Source organism: Nocardioides sp. NPDC127514 (assembly GCF_040302125.1).
GTDB lineage: Bacteria > Actinomycetota > Actinomycetes > Propionibacteriales > Nocardioidaceae > Nocardioides.
In genome coordinates this window covers 40616-58059 of sequence record NZ_JBEORF010000028.1, presented here as the reverse complement: position 1 = coordinate 58059, position 17444 = coordinate 40616, and the positions used below count along the sequence as shown (strand labels likewise).

Sequence of the window (17444 nt, the reverse complement as noted above, 5' to 3'; positions counted from 1 at the left end):
CTGCTGCTTCAGGTCGTGCCCGGCGCTGAACAGTTGCTCCGCGGTTCCCGTTTCCTGAACACGACGGTAGGCCCGATCACGGCACTTCTCGGTCGATGGCAAGTGTCGGCCCGGACGTCAAATCGTTCGAGCATTGGCCTCGACGCTTACGGTTGCGTCTTAGCGGGCGGGAGGCCGTCGACCTTGCCATGCTGCCGTGGTCGTCGCGAAAGTGCCGGCTCTCGCGACTCCGCGCATCGAACGACTGATCCTTGGGCAATTGTCTGGGCCCACGGCGCGTCCGGGACCGCCGCGACCTCCGGATCTGCGCAAACACCGGCGAGGCCACGCGCCAGTAGCGAAACTAGTCCTCATGTTGTCTGGACCCGGCATCATCGACTTCCTCGTTGAGCAATTGCTCCAGCGCACAACTGACACCCTGTGGGACAAGGCAACCGGGTGGATTCGAGGCGAAGGATTCACCGGAGAGCTCAACGACGCCTTCAGCGCTTCGCTCGACACAGCACTGGCTGACCAGATCGCTGAGGACGAACCACGGCAACGTGCGCGAGAGGTGATACTCGGCGTTGCGCCCATCGACCTCCCGGTCGGAGCTGTCACGCCTGAAGCGCCCCTTCTTGTGGGAATCGCGGCGATCATCTCGGCCCAGGTTGACGGCGTCAGGAGTCAACGCGACGACATCGACGGCCTTGAGAGCTTCTCGTCATGGTCGATGCTCGAGGATGAACTAGCCATTGACCTCGATCCACAACGTCTACAGCGACACTGGTTCGAGGAGTTCCGAGTCGAGGTCGCCCTCAACCGCTTGCGAGGGGGAGCACTCGCGGTGTTGGCCACCCACCTCGATGGCGACGTCGACCGCTTCCGCAACGAAGCAGTGTTGCGAGCAATCTCGGAAATCCACGCGGACGTCGCCAATCTCCGAGAGCTTACGTCGCTCACAGCGTCGCTGGATGTCTCAGGCGCGAATGACTCTTCAAACGGCACCGGGAACGGCCACCCAAGCGTTGAGGACGTGCGTGATCTGCTCCTAGCACGCAGTCAACGGCTCCTCGACGCCAACCCGCTGGTGCCACAGATCCGTGTCGCGAGACGTCTCAAGAGCGGAACGTCTCTAAGCCAGGCGATCGTCAACGCGACCCAGCCCATGCTGCTGATTGCGGACGCCGGTCAAGGCAAGAGCGTCGCGCTCGCAGAAGCCGCAATCAATCTCAGTGGTGCCCCCGGGTCTCCGCTTCCCGTCGTCATCCACTGGACGGAGGCGGCAGATCTGCCTCGAGCTGCCACAGAGCGTGCGTTCACCGAAGCAGTTTCCTCTGGGGTGTTCCCGACTGATCCGCGCCGCGCTTCTGTCCTGGCGGCACATCTCCTCGAGGGCAACTCGGTCCTCCTAGTCGATGGCGTCGACGAGGTCGACAATGGTCGCGAACAACGCGCCCGGTTCGCTCGGTTCAACAACGCGCTGCGCCGATGGGCAGAACAGACCGGGAACCGCTTCCTTCTTGCCGGGCGTAGCGTGGATCCCATCGTCACCAACTACGGCGAGTTAACGCCGCTGGCGTTTGCCAACCTAACCGAACGCGAAATCAACACTATGATCATTGCTCGCCTCGACGAAAGTCGGGTCGCACCGGTCGCCAATCGCATTCGCGAGGGCCGGCTTCAGTCGGACCTCCTTCTCATCAACCTCACTTTGATGGCGATGGCGGTCGAGGCCGACGCTGACCCTGATCCTCTTGCCTACTCCGCCGTCGCGACGCTCATCCCCAAAGTCGTCGAGTTTCTTGTGGCGGGCCATTGGCGGACCGACGGGCTTTACAACGACGAACGCACCACCGACGATCTACTGCATCTGGCAGCCAAAGCAGCCTGGAACCTCGCAGACGGCCGAACCGTCTCCACCTTCAGCCACCGCGACCTCGTCCAAGCCCTCGACGGAAGCCGGAGCGATGCCCGCGAGCTCGAGGACGCGAGCAACCTGATCGTTGGCGCCTCCGGATCGATGCAGTTCCTTCACCGCCGGATCTCAGACCACCTCTTGGCGGTCCATGCTGCCGAACACCCTGAGAAGCTCCTCAGGGCAGCCACCGAGCGGTTCTGGGAGCACTCCACCAAGTACCTGCTGCATGACACCGCAGTGGTCGCGACAGATCCGAGCAACGTTCTCGATATTGCTGTCACGCTATGGCGATCGCACCCACCAGCTTTCGACCTGGGACTCGAGTACTGCGCCGCCGTAAGTAGCGCGTGCCCAGCCGATGTGCGTGAGAAGGCGATCGGCGAACTCCGACGTGCTTCCTACTCCGCCTGCGCTGCTCGCCCGCGCAATGCATCTAGACACAACGCCATGTGGGCAAGCTACGCGGCCGAGTTCAGCAACTTCCTAGACCGGAACGGGGTGGCGGAAGATGCACCGCGGGCGGGTGACGGGCTGGAAGCGCTGGTCCAGGTCATCCTGGACCGCGAAGGGCTGGCTTCGACAGCGCCGGCCTTGGAGCACGCCCAACGGGAAGTCCGCACGTGGTTGTTCTACCGCGCGCACGGACACCTTGGCGGAGGGCCCATATTTGACGACACTTTCGCCCCGACGGGCTCTGTGATCAAACCCCATCCCGATGCCGGCCAGGATGAGTTCCTGACGCTCTACAAGAACGACGGAGCGACGCGGAAATGGACCGAACGGAAACCGGCCCCCGGGTGGTTGCTCTGTCACCTGCGACCGACCCTGTGCGACGTCAACGGGACTGACGTCTGCAGGGGAGGGTGGACCAACCGTTTCGAGAAGAAATGGTACAAACCATTCGGTCTGCGATGCGCATGGGTCTCCGCAATGGCTCGCGATCGCGAGTACGTCGAGTCCTACCTGAATGCGGAAGACCTGCACACCATCATCCGCGCCGCGAACTTCGAGAGTTCTCGCACCCACGCCATGCTCAACTTCGCCCATCGCTATGGCGAACAGGCAGCTGACGACTTCAGGTGGTGGTGGGAGCAGAACGACACGGGCGACAGTTCGAGAGAGTGGTTCATCAACGAGCTCCACTCTGTTATCAGCGACGACCAGGTGGGCAGTTTCCTCGCATCGATTGCCGACTTGCTGGAGCCAGGCGCAAGCTCGCTCGGGGACCACTTCAAACCCGTGCCATCCTTGCTCTCCGAGGAGTGGAACCGGTACTGGTCAAGCCAGGAAGCCACGTGATCGTGTGTCAGCCGAACGTCAAGCGTTCCATCGGAACCATCAGTACTCGCGGCTTGACCTGGGCAGCAACTTGGGCTCTCTAGTACTTCAATACGGTGACTGGGGGACCGGATCCACGCCTATCTCGACGGCAATTGAGCGACGTTCGCGGGTTGTGCTGGTACTCGCCGCGCCGATGGGCGACGTGGGCGCCAACTGCACGCTCAAGATCACGCCTGTCAAGGCATTCCGTCTCTGGCCGGAGGCAAACGTGATGACCCGGCTCGGGTCCTCACGGAAGGGTGGACGTCGAAGTCACCGGTCTGCCCACTCCGCCTCATGATGGTAGCCATCTGGCTGGACCGTCCCGCTGGGTCCCGCCCGATCATCGGCAGATCCGTGCGTTCAGCACACGTCATTCTGGGTGGGAACTGTGTGCCGTGCCGCAATCGAATCTCGGCATACGAGTGTGTCCGACAGGCGGCGGTAAGACCCAACCCCCGGAGATCGCTGGTGACGCCGCGCGCCTCGGCTGAACCGCACTGCGCTCCCATGCAGGATTGGCCCATGACGCAACAAGCAGAGTTACTCGGCTTTACGGCAGACGAGTGGCAGGCAGTCGGATCCATGGCGACAGCAGGGGCCTTCGTCATCGCCGCGCTCGCGGTTCTGGTCGCCTTCCTCCAGTTTCGGCACACTCGCGAGGCGGCGGAGTTGCAGCTTCAGCAGGACCGGCAGACCGCCGCTGAACAGTTGCGACAGAGTCGCGAGGCGGCAGAGCAGCAGCTTGAGCAGAGTCGGAAAGCGGCCGCCGAGCAACTCGCCATGGATCGTCGCGCGATGGAGCAGCAGCGGGAGCAGGCGCTGGAATCAGCCCTCGACCAGTCACGCCCGTACGTTCTGCTGACCGTCGAGATGAGCACGATCAGTTCCTCGCTCCTCGATCTGGTAGTCGAAAACGTGGGCGCCGGACCGGCCTTTGACGTCAAGATCGCGGTCGATCCGCCGCTGCGGCGGGCGAAGGAGGAAGCGGGTCATGAACTTGCCAACGCACGCCTATTCAGGGAACCAGTTCCGATGTTGCCCCCGCGCTACCGACTGCGGACTTTCTTCGACTCCGGTATCGATCGGCACAGCGCTGAGGCTGACCTGCCAGACACCCACGATGTCACTATCGAATACAACGATGGCCGGGGCAACAGTTGGCAGGAGCGGTCGGTCCTAGACATGACAATCCTCGAGGGTTTGCTGTTCACGAACGAGTACGGGGTGCACCACGCCGCCGAGGCATTGCGCGAGATCCGCGACCTGTTGAAGCGTTCGAAGACCATGCAGAGCCCCGTCGCCGTCACGGTCGAAGGCCGGGACGACTACCTTGACCGGATCCGTGCCGAGCGGGAGGAGCGCGAGCGCCAGCATGAAGAACTCCGTGCAAAGTTGTGGCCACAGCCGGGAAGTGGAGACCCTGAGCCTGAGTGAGCGGGCCCAATTGAGGGGTGCCGCGTGGGTCTGATCAGCCTCGTCGTCGGACAAAAGAGCGGCGCGGCTCAGACGTCGTGGTATCGACTGACTGACCTACTCTGACCCGAAGTGTCACGGGCGTATGTCGGTTGGGAAGGGGGCAGCACGTAGCGTTCTTTGACCTGCAGGTTTGCGCTTGCCAAGGTGTCTGGAGGCTGGTGACGGGCGTCCGTCACTGAGGGAGAGGACGAAGGCCCCCGTCGGCCACGACGACGTGGAGTTGCCTGGGAAGCAGTATGTCGTCACCCGTCGGAGGAGAGGATCAAGGCGACGTCGTCGTGAAGTTCAGCCGAGATTTCGTCCGCAGAATCTCCGGGGCGGGAGAAGAGACTGACGACGTAGGCGACCGCCAATTCGACGGACGACTGTGCTGGCTCCCACGAGGTGTCGGTCGGGATCAGTCGAATCCAGTTGTCGCTCACGAAGACAGCTTGGCGTAGATCGGAGTTGACATCGACCGGACGCCAGAGCTCATCGGGATGGGCGAATCGATCGCGGCGGAATGGGACAGTTCAAGCTGTCACCCGTTCCTGCGGCCCGATCGGGGACGAGACGTTCGAACCGTAGCGCCTGGGACGCCAGTGGACGCCCTGCATCGGCCAGGCAAATCCACGCGACTGCTGACAAGCTCGGCTTTGTGATGCATCCTCAGACTGTGTCCGAGCATCCCAGCGGTGAAGGCGGTATTGACCGCCACATCGAGTTCACTGAAGTCGAGACAGACCCCGAGCTTGTCCTGCGACTGGCGGGTGTAGGCACGGACTTGGTCATCCTGCCCATACGTCGGCTCGACGACGGAGTTGGCGTCTATCCCGAGGATGCTCTGTTCCTCGTGAAGGACCTGCGTAGTGCGGGGTACGAGGCGTCGTTCCTGGACGACGCCGGCCAAAGGGTGTTTGAAGTCAAGAAAAGCCTCCTCGGGCTTGCCTTGGGAAGCATCGCCCTCGGCATCGCGGGAAACGCAGGATGGGACGGCCTCAAGTGGCTTCTGCATAAGCTCTCGCGCAGTGGTGAGGTGCCACTGCAAATCACGCAGTTCGACAGGGACGACGACCCCTCGGAGCCGCGCACATGGGAGATCAACGGCAGCCCCGTTCGCGTACTCGCAGCTCTCGACAACCTTCAGTCGGACCGCGCGCCGGGGGTCGCGCCTTCTCGGTCGGCTACGCAAGGCGAGGGCGATTTTTCCGACGATGGCCCGGACGATGACCTGGCCGCTGAGCGGAGCAGACGTGAGGTCGAGACTCGACTCCAGAACGCAGATGCACAACTGGCCGCATCTCGTGAATTGCTGGCCTCATCAGTTGATCGCGAGGAAGCCGAAATCATTGCCCGTCGCAGCCTAGCTTCGTTCGCGTCGGCTCTGAACTGGGCAGAAGGCACGGACATGGAGGATGACGCTCACAAGCGCATGGATGCGGCGGGGAAGTGGGTTCGTTCAGCATTCGGGTGCGCCCTCACGGTTGATGGGTTCGACTACTTCGAGGAATGCCCAGTGGCCCTTGCCCATAACCGGATTGGACTTAGCGTCGGTGGAGTCGCCACCCGCGTCTGCTCCATATGCGGCCGAGACTTGTCGGAGTGCGAACACCGCCGGGGAAGAACGTACCTAGTACCGGGCGGAAGCCAAGCTCTCGGATGGTGTCGCGTGTGTGTGGCGCGCGACGGCTGCGAGCACCGATCGCACCTTCAGTACCGCGCGCCAGTCGTCTCAATCATCACCGAGATGGCCGTCCACGAGGTAAGTATCGTTGGACGGCCCGCGCACCCCGATGCACGAATTCAGCGGATCGGTATTCTGACGGCCGATCTGCAACGCCGATTTGGGGACAGTTTTGAACCCGGCATGCGTGTGGATTGCAACAAGTGCCTTGATGAGTGCGGAGGATTGGTCCGACACGACGATGTTCTGCACGGTTAGGTGATCAGTTCGCACCTGGTGAAATGCCTTGCTTGGCGTGTTCGGTGCGGCGGAAGGACACGGGGACAGACTGTCTCACACGGAACCTATCGGGAACCGAAGAACCTGAGCGCTCTCGTCGTCGAGGGTTGACCCTGCGCGGATGGCTACCGCATCCCCTTGCCCCACTCGTTGAACTGCTCTCGGTACTTCTCAAGTGCCGCTGTCGCCCTGACTTCCTCGCCTCCGAACAGCGAGGCATTTAGTGGGCCCCATTGTCCGCCGCGCGTCGCGAGCTCGTGGGCGAAGTCGTCGATGGGGTTCCCGGGGTCGTGCCGAGACCGCCAAAGCGACCGGCCGAACCAGCCCGTCCGGCCCCAACCCGAGTTCGCCGGATCGGCTGACTTGCGCTGCTCGATCGCGTCGGTAGAAACCAGCCCAAGCATGACCTCAGCGCGATCAAACTCGACCTCGTAGGTCTCCTGATCGGGCAGTTGATCGTTGAACACCGGATGGAGGATCTTCAACAGCCACTCCGCGATCGGGGTGTGGAACTTGCCGACCTTCTTCTCTTCGAAGTCCGTAAGCGCTTCTGCCAGTGGCCTGCCTTCGCGGACGGAGCGCGCGAGCGTGTTGCCCACCCAGTCGGTACTGAACGGCACGTAGGGGTCGACCACCTCTAGGATCGAGAGTGACGTCTGCCGGTGGCGCTCGCGCACCACTTGGTCGGCGACCAACACGCGCAGGTTCTCCCACTTTCCCGCTGCCGTACACGCGATACCGGCGGTCACGATGGCCAGCATCCCCGGCAGATGGCGCTGGTCGATCAGGGCGACGACTCCGCCGGCGGCCTTGTTGGCGGCGTTGACGAACGTCTTGATGCCGGAAACCCATGGACTAAGGCTGTCCGGAGAGCCAAAGCGCGCGGCCACCTGCAATGAGGCGCAGAAGGGCATCACCAGCGCGGCGAGCTCAGTCGCATTTTCAGCGAGCTTGACGACCTGCTCCGAGCCGCTGCCGGCGAGCGGACCCTGCACCCGGCTGTCGTCCTTGAGTACAGCCAAGACGCGCTGGACTTCCTGCGAGATCAGGCCGTCGAGGTCGATGCGCTTCTGAGGGTCGAGCAGCATCTCCTTTGTCAGCCGTTTGAGCAGGTCGACCCGTTCACCGTCGGTTACCTGCTGGACAGCCTCCAGTGCTGAAGCAGCGTTCATCGTATTGTCACCCATCACACGGTGGATGGTGGTCACGAGCCGCGCTGCGTTCGCGGTGTGCTCGTCGCCGTACAAGTCGGAGTAGTTGAGGTCGGACAGCATCTGACCCGCTCCGAGTTCCCAGCCCGGCACATCACCGGAGTCGAAGCGGATCGGGATCAGCCAAGTGGCGCCCGGCGGGCGCTGCCGGAACTCATCGACGGCAAGCGTGAGTTCCTCGTTCATGTACGACCTCCCCTTGGCGCGGGAGTTGTCCGAGAAGCACGCGAGGAAGACCAGCGATCCGCCACGGATGGCCTCGCGGATTTTCGCGCGCCACGCGTCACCTGGACCGAGGTCGTTGCGGTCGCGCCAGTACGGGATCTGCGCGGCCTCGAGCACTGCGCACAGGCCGTCGACTGCATCCTTGTCCTCTCGCACGTACGAGACGAAGACGTGCTTGCCATCAAGATCAGCCATGCGCTGATCGTAGGGCAACCGTCCGACACAAGGGCCTAGCAAACCTGCAACGGTGGACGAGATCCAGACCTCGGGATCACGTCCATCGAGGCCAAGGGAGCACAAGCGGGGGCGCGTCTTAATGGGCGAAGTTGACGTGCCCCTGCTGAGCAGTCAGACGCCGGCGACGTAGGCGGTGAGGAAGTGGACTCCGTGGCGGTCGAGGTTCCCGCGGGCGCGGTCGTAGTGTCCGGTGGTTCTGGGGTCTGCGTGCCGGGCTAGGATCTGGGCGTCACGGAGCGGGACACCGGCGTCAAGGGCGTTTGTGATCGCCGCGTGGCGCAGCGAGTGTGGGCTGATGTGCCGTGGGATGCCAGCGGCCTTCGCGACGCGAACGACCATCCTGTAGGCATCTCGGCGATCGATCGGGTTTCCCGACATCGGTCGCAGAATCAGCCGACCGGTAGTTCGTTCGCCGCGGCAAGCCTCCAGGACGCGGCGGACTGGGACGGTCAGCGGCATGGTTGCGGGCTTGTCGCCCTTGCCGACCAGGTGGAGCACTCGGTGGCCCCGCAGTGTCTCGGCGTAGTCCTCGATCCGGACCGCCGCCGCTTCGGAGGCACGTAGCGCGTTGATGCCCAACAGGTAGGCCAGGGCGCCGTGGTGGACGGTGATGGTCTGGGCGACCTGAAGGAATCGGATCAGTTCGAGTCGGTCGAGGCCTTGGGTTCGGGATTCGTCTGCGTGCACCTTGGGTAGCCGTGCGTAGACGGCCGGGTCAGCCTGGATCAGTCCGTCGATGTGGGCGAACCGGAAGAAGCCCCGGACCCCGTGCATCATCGTGTTGATCGAGGACGCCATGAGACCGGCCTCGTCCAGGTTGCGGATGTAGAGCTCGACGTGGGCACGTTGGATCCCGGTCAGCGGGTCCAGACCGTTGGTCTGGCACCACGTGAACCAGCGGCGCAACTGGTAGGCGTAGAGCTCGTGGGTGTGGCCGGAGTAGCGGGCGAGGAACGAGACCGCGGCCAGTTCGGCGGTAGTCATCGACAGTGGCTGGAATGGCAGCAGTTTTGATGTGGTGGACATGCGGCACCTCACGCGACGACCCACAGCGAGGCCTGGCCATGCTCGCCGCCAACACGGCGAGGCACTCGAATCAGATCAACGCTAACGACGTTTGAGCAGCACGGCAGACGCCGGCGTCCTGAACGTCAGTCCAGGGGAAACTTGGCGTCGGGCCCTGACGTCGGCACGACGAATGGCGCGAACCCGGGTGGGATCGTTGTGACCTCGAGGTCAGCGAACACGAGGGAGATGTTGTGCCCGTTTGTCTCGATCAAGGCTTCGTGGAACGGCCGTCCCATCTCGGCTGACCACTCTTGAGCCTCGGGGGACTCGTCCACGAGCTGCATGCCGGGGTACAACACCTGCCACTTGACGCCCCAGACATACGCTTCGCGCTCACCGGCCTGGATCCAGCTGTCGTAGTCGATCAGGTCGTCGTCCTGCGAGTAGAACCAGACGTCTCGCCGGACGGCCGTGTTCACTGTGGCGCGGACACAGTGGGTGAACCGGTACCTCAGGTGCTCGGGCTCGATCCCAGTTCGGGGATCTGCTGTTGCGTAGATGTACAACTCGTAATCGCGCATGTAGTCGGCGAAGCCGTGAAAGACCAACGCCTGGTCGAGCACATCATCAAACGCTTCCTGGATCTGCTGCTCATCCACACGGATACCCTGCACCAACCGGCGCGTCACTGCCGCAGGACTTGCCGCGGCTAGCCGCTGGCCGCGTCAACGACGACGCCACCACAATCCGCGGCGCGGAACTTCCACGCCGGCCAGCGCAGCGACGACAGCACGGTCGTGAGGGAGCCCGACTTGTCCGAGCACGAGACTGGCGTTGCCTGCACCCTTCTCCCATGGATCGTCGTTACGCGCGAGGGCGCCGAGGAGCTGACGCTGTGTGTTCGACAGATCACCGGACGATGGCACGTCGCGATAGGCAGTCTGTTGCCAGCGATCCGGGAAAATCCAGGCAAGGATGCGTCCCCATTCATATGTAGCACCGAAGGGTCCATACGGCAGCGTCGCGAGCTGCTGTTCCAGACCGTCGACCAGCCGGTCATCTGCCGCGTCGAAGGGCACACGATCGAGCACGGCCGCCAACAGCGCGGGCGCGAGCCACGGTTCCGGGCCAGCGAACCCGTGCGGAAAGGTTTCAAGAACCCAGGTTCGGTCAGCGGCCGCACTGACAAGAGTCTCGAGCGCCCGTGGATGGTCGGGGCATCCCAGCGCTGCAGATACTCGGATCGTGCGGTCGTCGTGAACCATGAGGGCCTCAGCATCACCGGTCTTTGAACCCGCGGAGGCAAGAGCGAACGCCGCGGCCGCGCGTCGTCCGCTGTCTTCTGGGCCGTTCACAAGCGATCGCAGCGCCTGAACCAGTGGCGGCGACGGCGCAAGCCTCACCATTGCGCTTACCGCATTGATGGCCTCGTCTAGGAATCGGCGATCGCGCACGCACTCCGCAACGGTCTGCTCCCAGTCGACGACGCAGGCGGTGAGTGTGACGTCATCCGCCGGGGCTGCGAGGAAGTAATCATCGTCGAGGCGGTCGCCCAGCTTTGGGGTGGGTTCGCGCTCAAGTGGAAGGTAGGTGGCCCAGGGCGGCTGGTGCGGGATGCTCCGCTGGGGATCGGGCGTCTCGTTGGGGAGGTTAGCTGGGTGCTCTTCCATCCAGCGCAGTGCAGTCGCGCTCTCCGCTACAGCCGACAGGCACCAGCCAAGTGCTGGATGCGTCGATCCGTCCCCGAGGATCCGGCGCGCGATCCAAAGTACGGGTGCTGTGGCGGAGTAGGGCGTCCCCTGGTGCACGACCGACCACAGAAGCCAATCCTCAAGGTCGTCAACGCCCTCGGATGTACCGGCTTCCACGCTGGATGCGAGCGACCGAAGCCGTGTCGGCGCATCGAGTGCGACGTCGTATGCATGGGTCAGTCGCGACCACGGAACCGCTTCGATCAAGTCGTCGACGTACTCCCCATGGTCTGCCACAGGTCGAAGTGTGCCCTATGTGGCGACCTGCTGGATGACCTGGATGCGCAATCAATTCGGTGTCAACGGCTGGCCGTCACGCCCCGTCTTTCTGGGCGATAAGGGGCAGCATCGCCATCCCCGTCACTCGGGGCCGCGACCCCATGTAATGACTGTGCGGACGGCCGGGTCCAGAGTCTGAGCGAGGGCGATGTCTGGGCGAGCGCCGAGGGCGCTGTTGATACTGGAGAAGGCTGTGCGGAGCCCGGCGTACACAGTGAGGGCCGCGATCTGCGGCTCCTTGAACCCGGCGTCGCGCAGGCGTTGCACATCTTGCGGCGTGCTGCTGCCGGGGGAGCGGGCGACGGTGCGGGCCCAAGCGGCCAGGGCCCGTTCGCGTTCGCTGAACGGATCGTCGTCGGCGGTGAGGGCGGCGATTGCGGTCTGCGGGTCGGCCCAATCGGTCAGGCGTTTGCCCCAGGCGACGGCGCAATAGGAGTCACCGACCACCCGTGCTTGCGCGATGACGATCACGGCTTTGTCGCGCGGTGTCAGCCCGGCCGCATCCGCCGTGGCGTCGAACAGTCTCACGAGCTGTTCCTTCAGTTCTGGCTGATGTGCCCACGCCCGCGTGAGGTCCCAGACGTAGCCGTCCTCGGCGAGGTCCGCGGTGTACAGCAGCTCCTGACCGGCGCTCGGCGCAGGCTCCTCTAAGAAGGTCACGCATTCAGCACATCGATGCCGCGCTTGGTCGTGCCGTACAAGTGCCACATGTCCCCTGCGTTGGGGATCGGAGACCGAGCGTCCGGCCGACGCGGCGGCCGTTACTCTGACGCCGTGGAGATGAAGGTGGAAGAGGGTCGCTTGGTCGAGTCCGCGACCGACCAAGGCACGGACCGCCGTGTGTTCGGGGAGTTTGTCGGACCGCATGGTGAGCTGGCGTCGTACGCGTTCGGTTGGTCCTCGCACGCCGACAGCGGCCGCATCTCCATCGGCATCGGCGCCGGCAACGAGGGTGGAGGCACGTTTCATGCGGCGGTCTTCGAGAACGACGGCGATATGGCGTACGCGCTGATCGACGAGCCGTTCGAGTCTGTCCCTCAAGGCGGGCGAGATCTCACGGCCGCCCAGGCTCGCGCACACCAGGACCTTCCGTTCGTCTGGTGGGTGGTGGATTCCGTGATGACTCGGGACAGCCGGGCGGCGTGGTTGCGGCACTGGGTTCTGCGCACGAACAGCATTACGACGGCTGCAGTCATGACAGGTGATGAGCCAGCCCTCTATGTCTCACACGACCCTGACGACGGCATGTGGCAGGTCATCGGTATGTCGGACGGCACCGTCGACAACGGACGGGTTGGTCATCTCTTCCACCTCGTGGACGACGACCCCACCATTGCCGGTGTACTCGATCTCGAACCGGGGGAGAGTGCGACCCGGGATCGCGTGGGTGGCCCTTGGGTCCGGCGCGGGTCTGGCGCATAGGCTCGATCGAAGGCGCAGCATGAGTCGGACCTCCTTCGTGAGCAGACTTCGGGACCAGGTCGTCCGGCCGCTCATTAGCAGCGCGCTGGCAGAGGATGAGATCCCCGAGGTCACCATCGCGGTCGTGACCGGTACGGAGCACGACAGCTCACTGCGGGATCCGAGTGAGCCGCATTGGACGTTTGCCGACGATGGGCACGAGTACGTGTGGGTGCACGCCACCTATCAGCCGACGAACGAGGCAGCGGAGTGGCGGTTGGGGCGATCGGAGGATCTCCATGATCCGTCCGGGCTGGTCGCTGCGCTTCAGGAGCTGGGCTCGCGTGTCGAGGACTGGCTGTGCGAGACGTCGTTCGGGTGGGGCGAAGAGCGCCACGCCCGGCGTGTGGAGCTCGGAGATCTGCCGGAGTCGCTGATCGCCGGAGCTTGACGGCCTCACCGCAGCTGGAGCAGCTCCCGGATGTCCTTCTCTACGAGAGCGACCTCGTCGGGCCCGAGGTCGCGGTCGCCGAACAGGGTGCCGGTTGCCGTGTGCGCCCAATCGACAATGGCGTCCAGCCCGATGTCCCCGTCAGAGATGCTTCCAGGGTCGACGTCGGGGTCGAGGAGAGTCGGGGCGTGTTTGTTGAGAACGGCGTGCTCCTCGGGGGCAAGGTTCCGGTGATACTGGCGTAGGAGTCGGGCAAGCTGACCGAACGCGTTGATTCGATGGCTGTACTGGACGAGCGCGACCAGCTCGTGCATGTCCCAGTTGTTGAGTCTCGACTTCCGGGATATCCGTCGTCGGGCCCAGTCGAAGAACTCCTTCTGTTGGGTGCTGTCGCCAAGCTCCGCGATGGCAGTGGCTGCTAGGAGACTCACCTCGCCGGAGCGGTCTCGGAGCGCGGTGACGTACGTGGTCATGCCGTCGGCGGCATACCGCGCTCGGAGCGTGAAGAGACCTGCGCCCCGGCACGACGCCTTCTTGCTCGAGAGTGCCTCGTTGACCAAGAAGCCCAGCGGCGGCAGGTCGCCGCTGGTGCTGCTCAGGTACCGGACAAGGGGATCTCGCCGCCAGTTTGTGGGATCCGGCAGCCGATCCATGATCTCCGCTGTTGTGATCGAGACATCCATGCGATCTCAGCTCAGTTGTCGACGAGGAGGTGTCATCATGCATCGCCAGATCTCCCTGCGTGTGGCGATGCCTCGAAACGCCCCAGAACTCAGCAGCTGCGGGACGGCCCAGCCCACGTACGTTTCCGCCTTCAGGCGCACGGGCGGATCGCGTCGATGACGCGGGACCGGTTCTCGGTGTCCCACGCGAGCAGCTGGGCGCGGACGTCCAGCACTGGATCTATGTGACGTCGTTCGCACGAGGCGAGCAACGCCATGCCCAGCGCCTTGAGCCAGATGACCTGCCGGGATCGCTGCAGGAATGGCAGCATGGGCACCCCGTTACCAGGAGGCCCCATGCCCACCACTGCCACATTCGTCTCACCGACCGACGGCACTGCGCTCTTGATCCGGACATGGGGGGAGGACGTGTCCGCGCCTCGGGGCGTTGTCCAGATCGCTCACGGCATCGCCGAGCACGGGCAGCGCTACGACCGGCTCGCTCGGGCTGTCGTCGCGGCTGGGTACGTCGTGCGGGCGGTCGACCACCGCGGTCACGGCGGGTCTGTTGCGTCGGCCGACCAGCTCGGTCACTTCGACTTCGAGGCGCTGGTGGCCGACGTCGCGGCCGTGGGTGCCTCGCTGCGCGATGAGTTCTCCGGGATTCCGGTGTTCCTGGTCGCGCACTCGATGGGGTCCTTTGCGGCGCAGACGGTGATCTTGGACCGGTCCGACCTGTACGACGGTGTGGTGCTGTCAGGCTCGACCGCCCTCGACGTACTCGCTGGTGCGCTCTCGAGCGCCGAGGGTCCGGTCGGGCTGGAGGCGTTCAATGCCGGGTTCGAGCATCGGACCGGATACGAGTGGCTCTCGCGCGATGAGGCCGAGGTCGACGCGTACGTCGCAGACCCGTTGTCCGGGTTCGATCTGCCCGACACCGCCGTGCCTCAGCTCTTCGCCGGTGCCGAGCGTCTGGCCGACCCGGCAACCATCGGTGGGATCCGCTCCGATCTGCCGGTTCTCGTCGTCTCCGGCGACGCCGACCCGCTTGCCGGAGGTGGCGCCCTGGTCGAGCTGCTGGGGGAGCGTTATCGCGAGGCCGGATTGAAGGATGTGACGGTGACGCTCTACCCCGGGGCGCGCCACGAGATCTTCAACGAGACCAACCGCGATGCGATCACGGCCGACGTGATCGACTGGCTCACGACTCATTCCTGACTGCGGTCCTGGCTGCGGGCGGCCTCCTCCCGGGAGGCCGCCCGCAGCGAAAGCTCACCCTCGGGCGTACGGCCGGATGGCGTCGATGATGCGGGACCAGTTCTCAGCGCCGTACCCACGCGAGCGGGCCCAGGTGTAGTGGGCCTGGACGGCGCGGGGGAGGTCGGTGTCGATGCCGGCGGCCTCGCTGGCCTCGACGAGGTGGTCGGTGGTGGCGCCCATCATGGTGACGGTGCTCAGGTGGCCGGGGTGCTTGCCGGCCTCGAGCTGGGCGCCGAGGTCCTCGCCGGCGGCGAGCATCGGCGGGATGCCGGCGAGGGTCTGCATCAGCTCCGGAATCGCGGCGGACGGTTTGATGCCGCCCGTCTCCAGCAGCGCGACGGCGTGGAGCAGCGAGGAGAGGGAGGTGAGGAAGATGTCGAGGTTGGCCTGGTACATCAGCTGGGCGAGCCCGGGGTCCTCACCCAGGTAGCGGACGGACCCGATCCGGGCCAGCGCGTCCTCGTGCCGCGAGAGCACCTCGGCCGGACCGCTGACATAGACGTACGCATCAGGGGTGCCGACCATCGGAGCGGGGACCATCACGCCGCCGGTCAGGAAGGTGGCGCCGTGGCTGGTGACCCACTCGCTGCCCTGGCGGGTGCGCTCGGGGGCCTCGGAGCTGAGGTTGACGACCGTACGTCCGGCGAGCTCGTCGGTGGCGGAGCCGAGCACGTCGTACATCGCCTGATAGTCGGTCAGGCTGAGCACGATCAGGTCGCTGGCGGCGACGGCCTTCGCGGGGGAGTCGGCCAGCTGGGCGCCGGCGGCGACGACCTCGTCGGCACGCGAGGCGGTGCGGTTCCATACGGTCACCGGATGCCCGGCGGCGAGCAGGCTGTGGACCATTGCCTGGCCCATGGGGCCGAGGCCGATGACGGTGACGGGGGTGCGAGTTTCGTTCATGGCACCATCCTCACCAATCGCCTACGATTGCGGGAGTACCCACTATTTACTGGGGTACTTACCAAAAGGTGAGTGAGGAGCAGTCCCATGGCGAAGTCGACCCGAATCGGCCCCTACATCTGCGGCATCGACGCCGCGCTCGACGTGGTCAGCGGGAAGTGGAAGGGGCTGATCCTGTGGGAGCTCGACAACTATGGCGTACGCCGCTTCGCCGAGCTGCGCCGCGGCCTGCCCGGAGTCAGCGAGAAGATGCTGACCCAGCACCTGCGTGAGATGGAGCAGGACGGGCTGGTGCACCGCGAGGTGTACGCCGAGGTGCCGCCGCGGGTGGAGTACTCGCTGACCGAGCACGGCCGCAGCCTCAACGCCGCGCTCGGGCCGCTCGGCCGCTGGGGGATGGACCGGATCGCTCGCGAGCGCACCGAGCTCGTCGAGCATCGCGACGCGGACATGCTGCCCCGGCCGGTGTAACCGGATCAGGCCTGCCGAGCCTCCGCCGCGACGGACCGGGTGGGCAGCCCAGCCGAAGCCAGCAGGGCCAGCTTCTCCGCATCAGGTGAGTCGGCGTCGGGGTGGTAGACGACGAGCATCAGGTCGTCGGTGCCGCCGATCGCCAGCCGCTCCCGGTTGAGGGTGAGCTCGCCGACCTGCGGATGGTCCATGCGGATCGGGGCGCCGGTCTGGGCGCGTACGTCATGACGGGCCCACAGTTGCCGGAATCGGGCGCTGGCCAGGGAGAGCTCGCCGATGAGCTCGATGAACCGCGGGTCGTCGATGTCGGTGCCGACGGCCTGGCGCAGGTTGCCGACGAAGCACTCGGTCATCGACTCCCACTCCGGGTGGAACGACTGCTGGCCCGGGTCGAGGAACTGGTCACGCAGCTGGTTGCCGCCCGCGGTCAGCCGTGGCGAGAGCGCGCGAGCCAGGTCGTTGGCGGCCAGGATGTCGAAGTAGCGCCCCTCGATGAACGCCGGCTGCGCCAGCGAGTCGAGCAGCTTGAGTGCTCCGGGCGGGACGGTCTCCTTGCGACGGCGCCGACGACGGCGGGGTGCCTCGGCGACCAGCGACATCATGTGGGCGATGTGGTCGTCGTCGAGCTGGAGCACCCGGGCAATGGACTCGAGCACCTGCACCGACGGGTTGCGGTCGCGGCCGCGCTCCAGACGCAGGTAGTAGTCCGCGCTGATCCCGGCCAGCATCGCGACCTCCTCACGGCGCAGCCCGGGGACCCGGCGTAGGCCCGAGACCGGGATGCCCGCGGCCTCCGGCGTCACCAGCGCCCGCCTGGCCTGGAGGAACGCGCCCAGCGGATTCGTCGCCTCGCTCATGTGTGCCGCCTCATGTCTCCAGCCTAGGTCGGTGGCGAGCGGACAGCGGGGGTCCTGTCAGGACCCGGTCTGACCAGGGCTCTGGGT

The 17444-nt window shown here is 65.0% G+C and carries 17 protein-coding genes; 7 read left to right on the top strand and 10 right to left on the bottom strand.

The window, feature by feature from the left end; genetic code table 11:
- Positions 1 to 352 precede the first annotated feature (352 nt).
- Positions 353 to 3199 carry an NACHT domain-containing protein gene (locus ABTX24_RS21550; protein WP_350842471.1) on the top strand — a complete coding sequence of 949 codons (2847 nt, stop codon included), beginning with the start codon at positions 353 to 355 and terminating at the stop codon, positions 3197 to 3199.
- Positions 3200 to 3745: 546 nt separating this feature from the next.
- Entirely contained in the window at positions 3746 to 4657 is a 912-nt protein-coding gene (locus tag ABTX24_RS21545) for a DUF8453 domain-containing protein (RefSeq protein WP_350842469.1), read from the top strand.
- Positions 4658 to 4941: 284 nt separating this feature from the next.
- On the opposite strand, the gene ABTX24_RS21540 is transcribed toward ABTX24_RS21545, so the two are convergent.
- Positions 4942 to 5121, bottom strand: coding sequence for a hypothetical protein (locus ABTX24_RS21540; protein ID WP_350842467.1), 180 nt, complete (start codon positions 5119 to 5121; stop codon positions 4942 to 4944).
- A 233-nt stretch (positions 5122 to 5354) separates the two neighbouring features.
- Here ABTX24_RS21540 and ABTX24_RS21535 point away from each other — a divergent pair, with 233 nt between their 5' ends.
- Complete coding sequence (locus tag ABTX24_RS21535) at positions 5355 to 6620, top strand: hypothetical protein (protein ID WP_350842465.1); 1266 nt, start codon at positions 5355 to 5357, stop codon at positions 6618 to 6620.
- 146 nt (positions 6621 to 6766) lie between these two features.
- Here ABTX24_RS21535 and ABTX24_RS21530 read toward each other — a convergent pair whose 3' ends face one another.
- The 5 genes from ABTX24_RS21530 to ABTX24_RS21510 form a co-directional block, all read right to left on the bottom strand.
- Positions 6767 to 8272, bottom strand: coding sequence for a toll/interleukin-1 receptor domain-containing protein (locus ABTX24_RS21530; RefSeq protein WP_350842463.1), 1506 nt, complete (start codon positions 8270 to 8272; stop codon positions 6767 to 6769).
- A gap of 153 nt (positions 8273 to 8425) precedes the next feature.
- Positions 8426 to 9298 carry a tyrosine-type recombinase/integrase gene (locus ABTX24_RS21525; protein WP_350842461.1) on the bottom strand — a complete coding sequence of 291 codons (873 nt, stop codon included), beginning with the start codon at positions 9296 to 9298 and terminating at the stop codon, positions 8426 to 8428.
- A 167-nt stretch (positions 9299 to 9465) separates the two neighbouring features.
- Positions 9466 to 9981 carry a YxiG-like protein gene (locus ABTX24_RS21520; RefSeq protein WP_350842459.1) on the bottom strand — a complete coding sequence of 172 codons (516 nt, stop codon included), beginning with the start codon at positions 9979 to 9981 and terminating at the stop codon, positions 9466 to 9468.
- 66 nt (positions 9982 to 10047) lie between these two features.
- The gene (locus ABTX24_RS21515; RefSeq protein WP_350842457.1) at positions 10048 to 11310 is read right to left on the bottom strand and encodes a hypothetical protein; all 1263 of its coding nucleotides are present in this window, start codon (positions 11308 to 11310) and stop codon (positions 10048 to 10050) included.
- Between the two features lie 123 nt (positions 11311 to 11433).
- Complete coding sequence (locus ABTX24_RS21510; RefSeq protein ID WP_160022037.1) at positions 11434 to 12012, bottom strand: carboxymuconolactone decarboxylase family protein; 579 nt, start codon at positions 12010 to 12012, stop codon at positions 11434 to 11436.
- A gap of 114 nt (positions 12013 to 12126) precedes the next feature.
- On the opposite strand from ABTX24_RS21510, the gene ABTX24_RS21505 reads away from it, so the two are divergent.
- On the top strand, positions 12127 to 12774 hold the full coding sequence (locus ABTX24_RS21505; protein ID WP_502890787.1) for a hypothetical protein: 648 nt from the start codon (positions 12127 to 12129) through the stop codon (positions 12772 to 12774).
- A gap of 19 nt (positions 12775 to 12793) precedes the next feature.
- Positions 12794 to 13204 (top strand): hypothetical protein, encoded by a 411-nt coding sequence (locus ABTX24_RS21500; protein WP_350842455.1) that lies wholly within the window; start codon positions 12794 to 12796, stop codon positions 13202 to 13204.
- Positions 13205 to 13209: 5 nt separating this feature from the next.
- Here the strand turns inward: ABTX24_RS21500 and ABTX24_RS21495 are convergent, their stop codons facing one another.
- The gene (locus tag ABTX24_RS21495) at positions 13210 to 13887 is read right to left on the bottom strand and encodes a hypothetical protein (RefSeq protein WP_350842453.1); all 678 of its coding nucleotides are present in this window, start codon (positions 13885 to 13887) and stop codon (positions 13210 to 13212) included.
- 131 nt (positions 13888 to 14018) lie between these two features.
- Positions 14019 to 14198, bottom strand: a complete 180-nt coding sequence (locus tag ABTX24_RS21490; RefSeq protein WP_350842451.1) for a hypothetical protein — start codon at positions 14196 to 14198, stop codon at positions 14019 to 14021.
- A gap of 25 nt (positions 14199 to 14223) precedes the next feature.
- Between ABTX24_RS21490 and ABTX24_RS21485 the strand changes: the two genes are divergently transcribed.
- The gene (locus ABTX24_RS21485) at positions 14224 to 15084 is read left to right on the top strand and encodes an alpha/beta fold hydrolase (RefSeq protein ID WP_350842449.1); all 861 of its coding nucleotides are present in this window, start codon (positions 14224 to 14226) and stop codon (positions 15082 to 15084) included.
- Positions 15085 to 15138: 54 nt separating this feature from the next.
- Here the strand turns inward: ABTX24_RS21485 and ABTX24_RS21480 are convergent, their stop codons facing one another.
- Complete coding sequence (locus ABTX24_RS21480; protein WP_350842447.1) at positions 15139 to 16029, bottom strand: NAD(P)-dependent oxidoreductase; 891 nt, start codon at positions 16027 to 16029, stop codon at positions 15139 to 15141.
- An 87-nt stretch (positions 16030 to 16116) separates the two neighbouring features.
- Between ABTX24_RS21480 and ABTX24_RS21475 the strand changes: the two genes are divergently transcribed.
- Positions 16117 to 16500, top strand: coding sequence for a winged helix-turn-helix transcriptional regulator (locus ABTX24_RS21475; RefSeq protein ID WP_350842445.1), 384 nt, complete (start codon positions 16117 to 16119; stop codon positions 16498 to 16500).
- A gap of 5 nt (positions 16501 to 16505) precedes the next feature.
- Here ABTX24_RS21475 and ABTX24_RS21470 read toward each other — a convergent pair whose 3' ends face one another.
- A complete protein-coding gene (locus tag ABTX24_RS21470) occupies positions 16506 to 17357 on the bottom strand; it encodes a helix-turn-helix domain-containing protein (RefSeq protein WP_350842443.1) in 852 nt (283 codons plus the stop codon).
- Positions 17358 to 17444 lie beyond the last annotated feature (87 nt).

Bases quoted from the DNA above. Each gene is read 5' to 3' on its own strand.
- ABTX24_RS21550 (WP_350842471.1), top strand. From the start codon at position 353: ATGTTGTCTGGACCCGGCATCATCGACTTCCTCGTTGAGCAATTGCTC.
- ABTX24_RS21545 (WP_350842469.1), top strand. From the start codon at position 3,746: ATGACGCAACAAGCAGAGTTACTCGGCTTTACGGCAGACGAGTGGCAG.
- ABTX24_RS21530 (WP_350842463.1), bottom strand. From the start codon at position 8,272: ATGGCTGATCTTGATGGCAAGCACGTCTTCGTCTCGTACGTGCGAGAG.
- ABTX24_RS21525 (WP_350842461.1), bottom strand. From the start codon at position 9,298: ATGACTACCGCCGAACTGGCCGCGGTCTCGTTCCTCGCCCGCTACTCC.
- ABTX24_RS21500 (WP_350842455.1), top strand. From the start codon at position 12,794: ATGAGTCGGACCTCCTTCGTGAGCAGACTTCGGGACCAGGTCGTCCGG.
- ABTX24_RS21495 (WP_350842453.1), bottom strand. From the start codon at position 13,887: ATGGATGTCTCGATCACAACAGCGGAGATCATGGATCGGCTGCCGGAT.
- ABTX24_RS21490 (WP_350842451.1), bottom strand. From the start codon at position 14,198: ATGCTGCCATTCCTGCAGCGATCCCGGCAGGTCATCTGGCTCAAGGCG.
- ABTX24_RS21485 (WP_350842449.1), top strand. From the start codon at position 14,224: ATGCCCACCACTGCCACATTCGTCTCACCGACCGACGGCACTGCGCTC.
- ABTX24_RS21480 (WP_350842447.1), bottom strand. From the start codon at position 16,029: ATGAACGAAACTCGCACCCCCGTCACCGTCATCGGCCTCGGCCCCATG.
- ABTX24_RS21475 (WP_350842445.1), top strand. From the start codon at position 16,117: ATGGCGAAGTCGACCCGAATCGGCCCCTACATCTGCGGCATCGACGCC.
- ABTX24_RS21470 (WP_350842443.1), bottom strand. From the start codon at position 17,357: ATGAGCGAGGCGACGAATCCGCTGGGCGCGTTCCTCCAGGCCAGGCGG.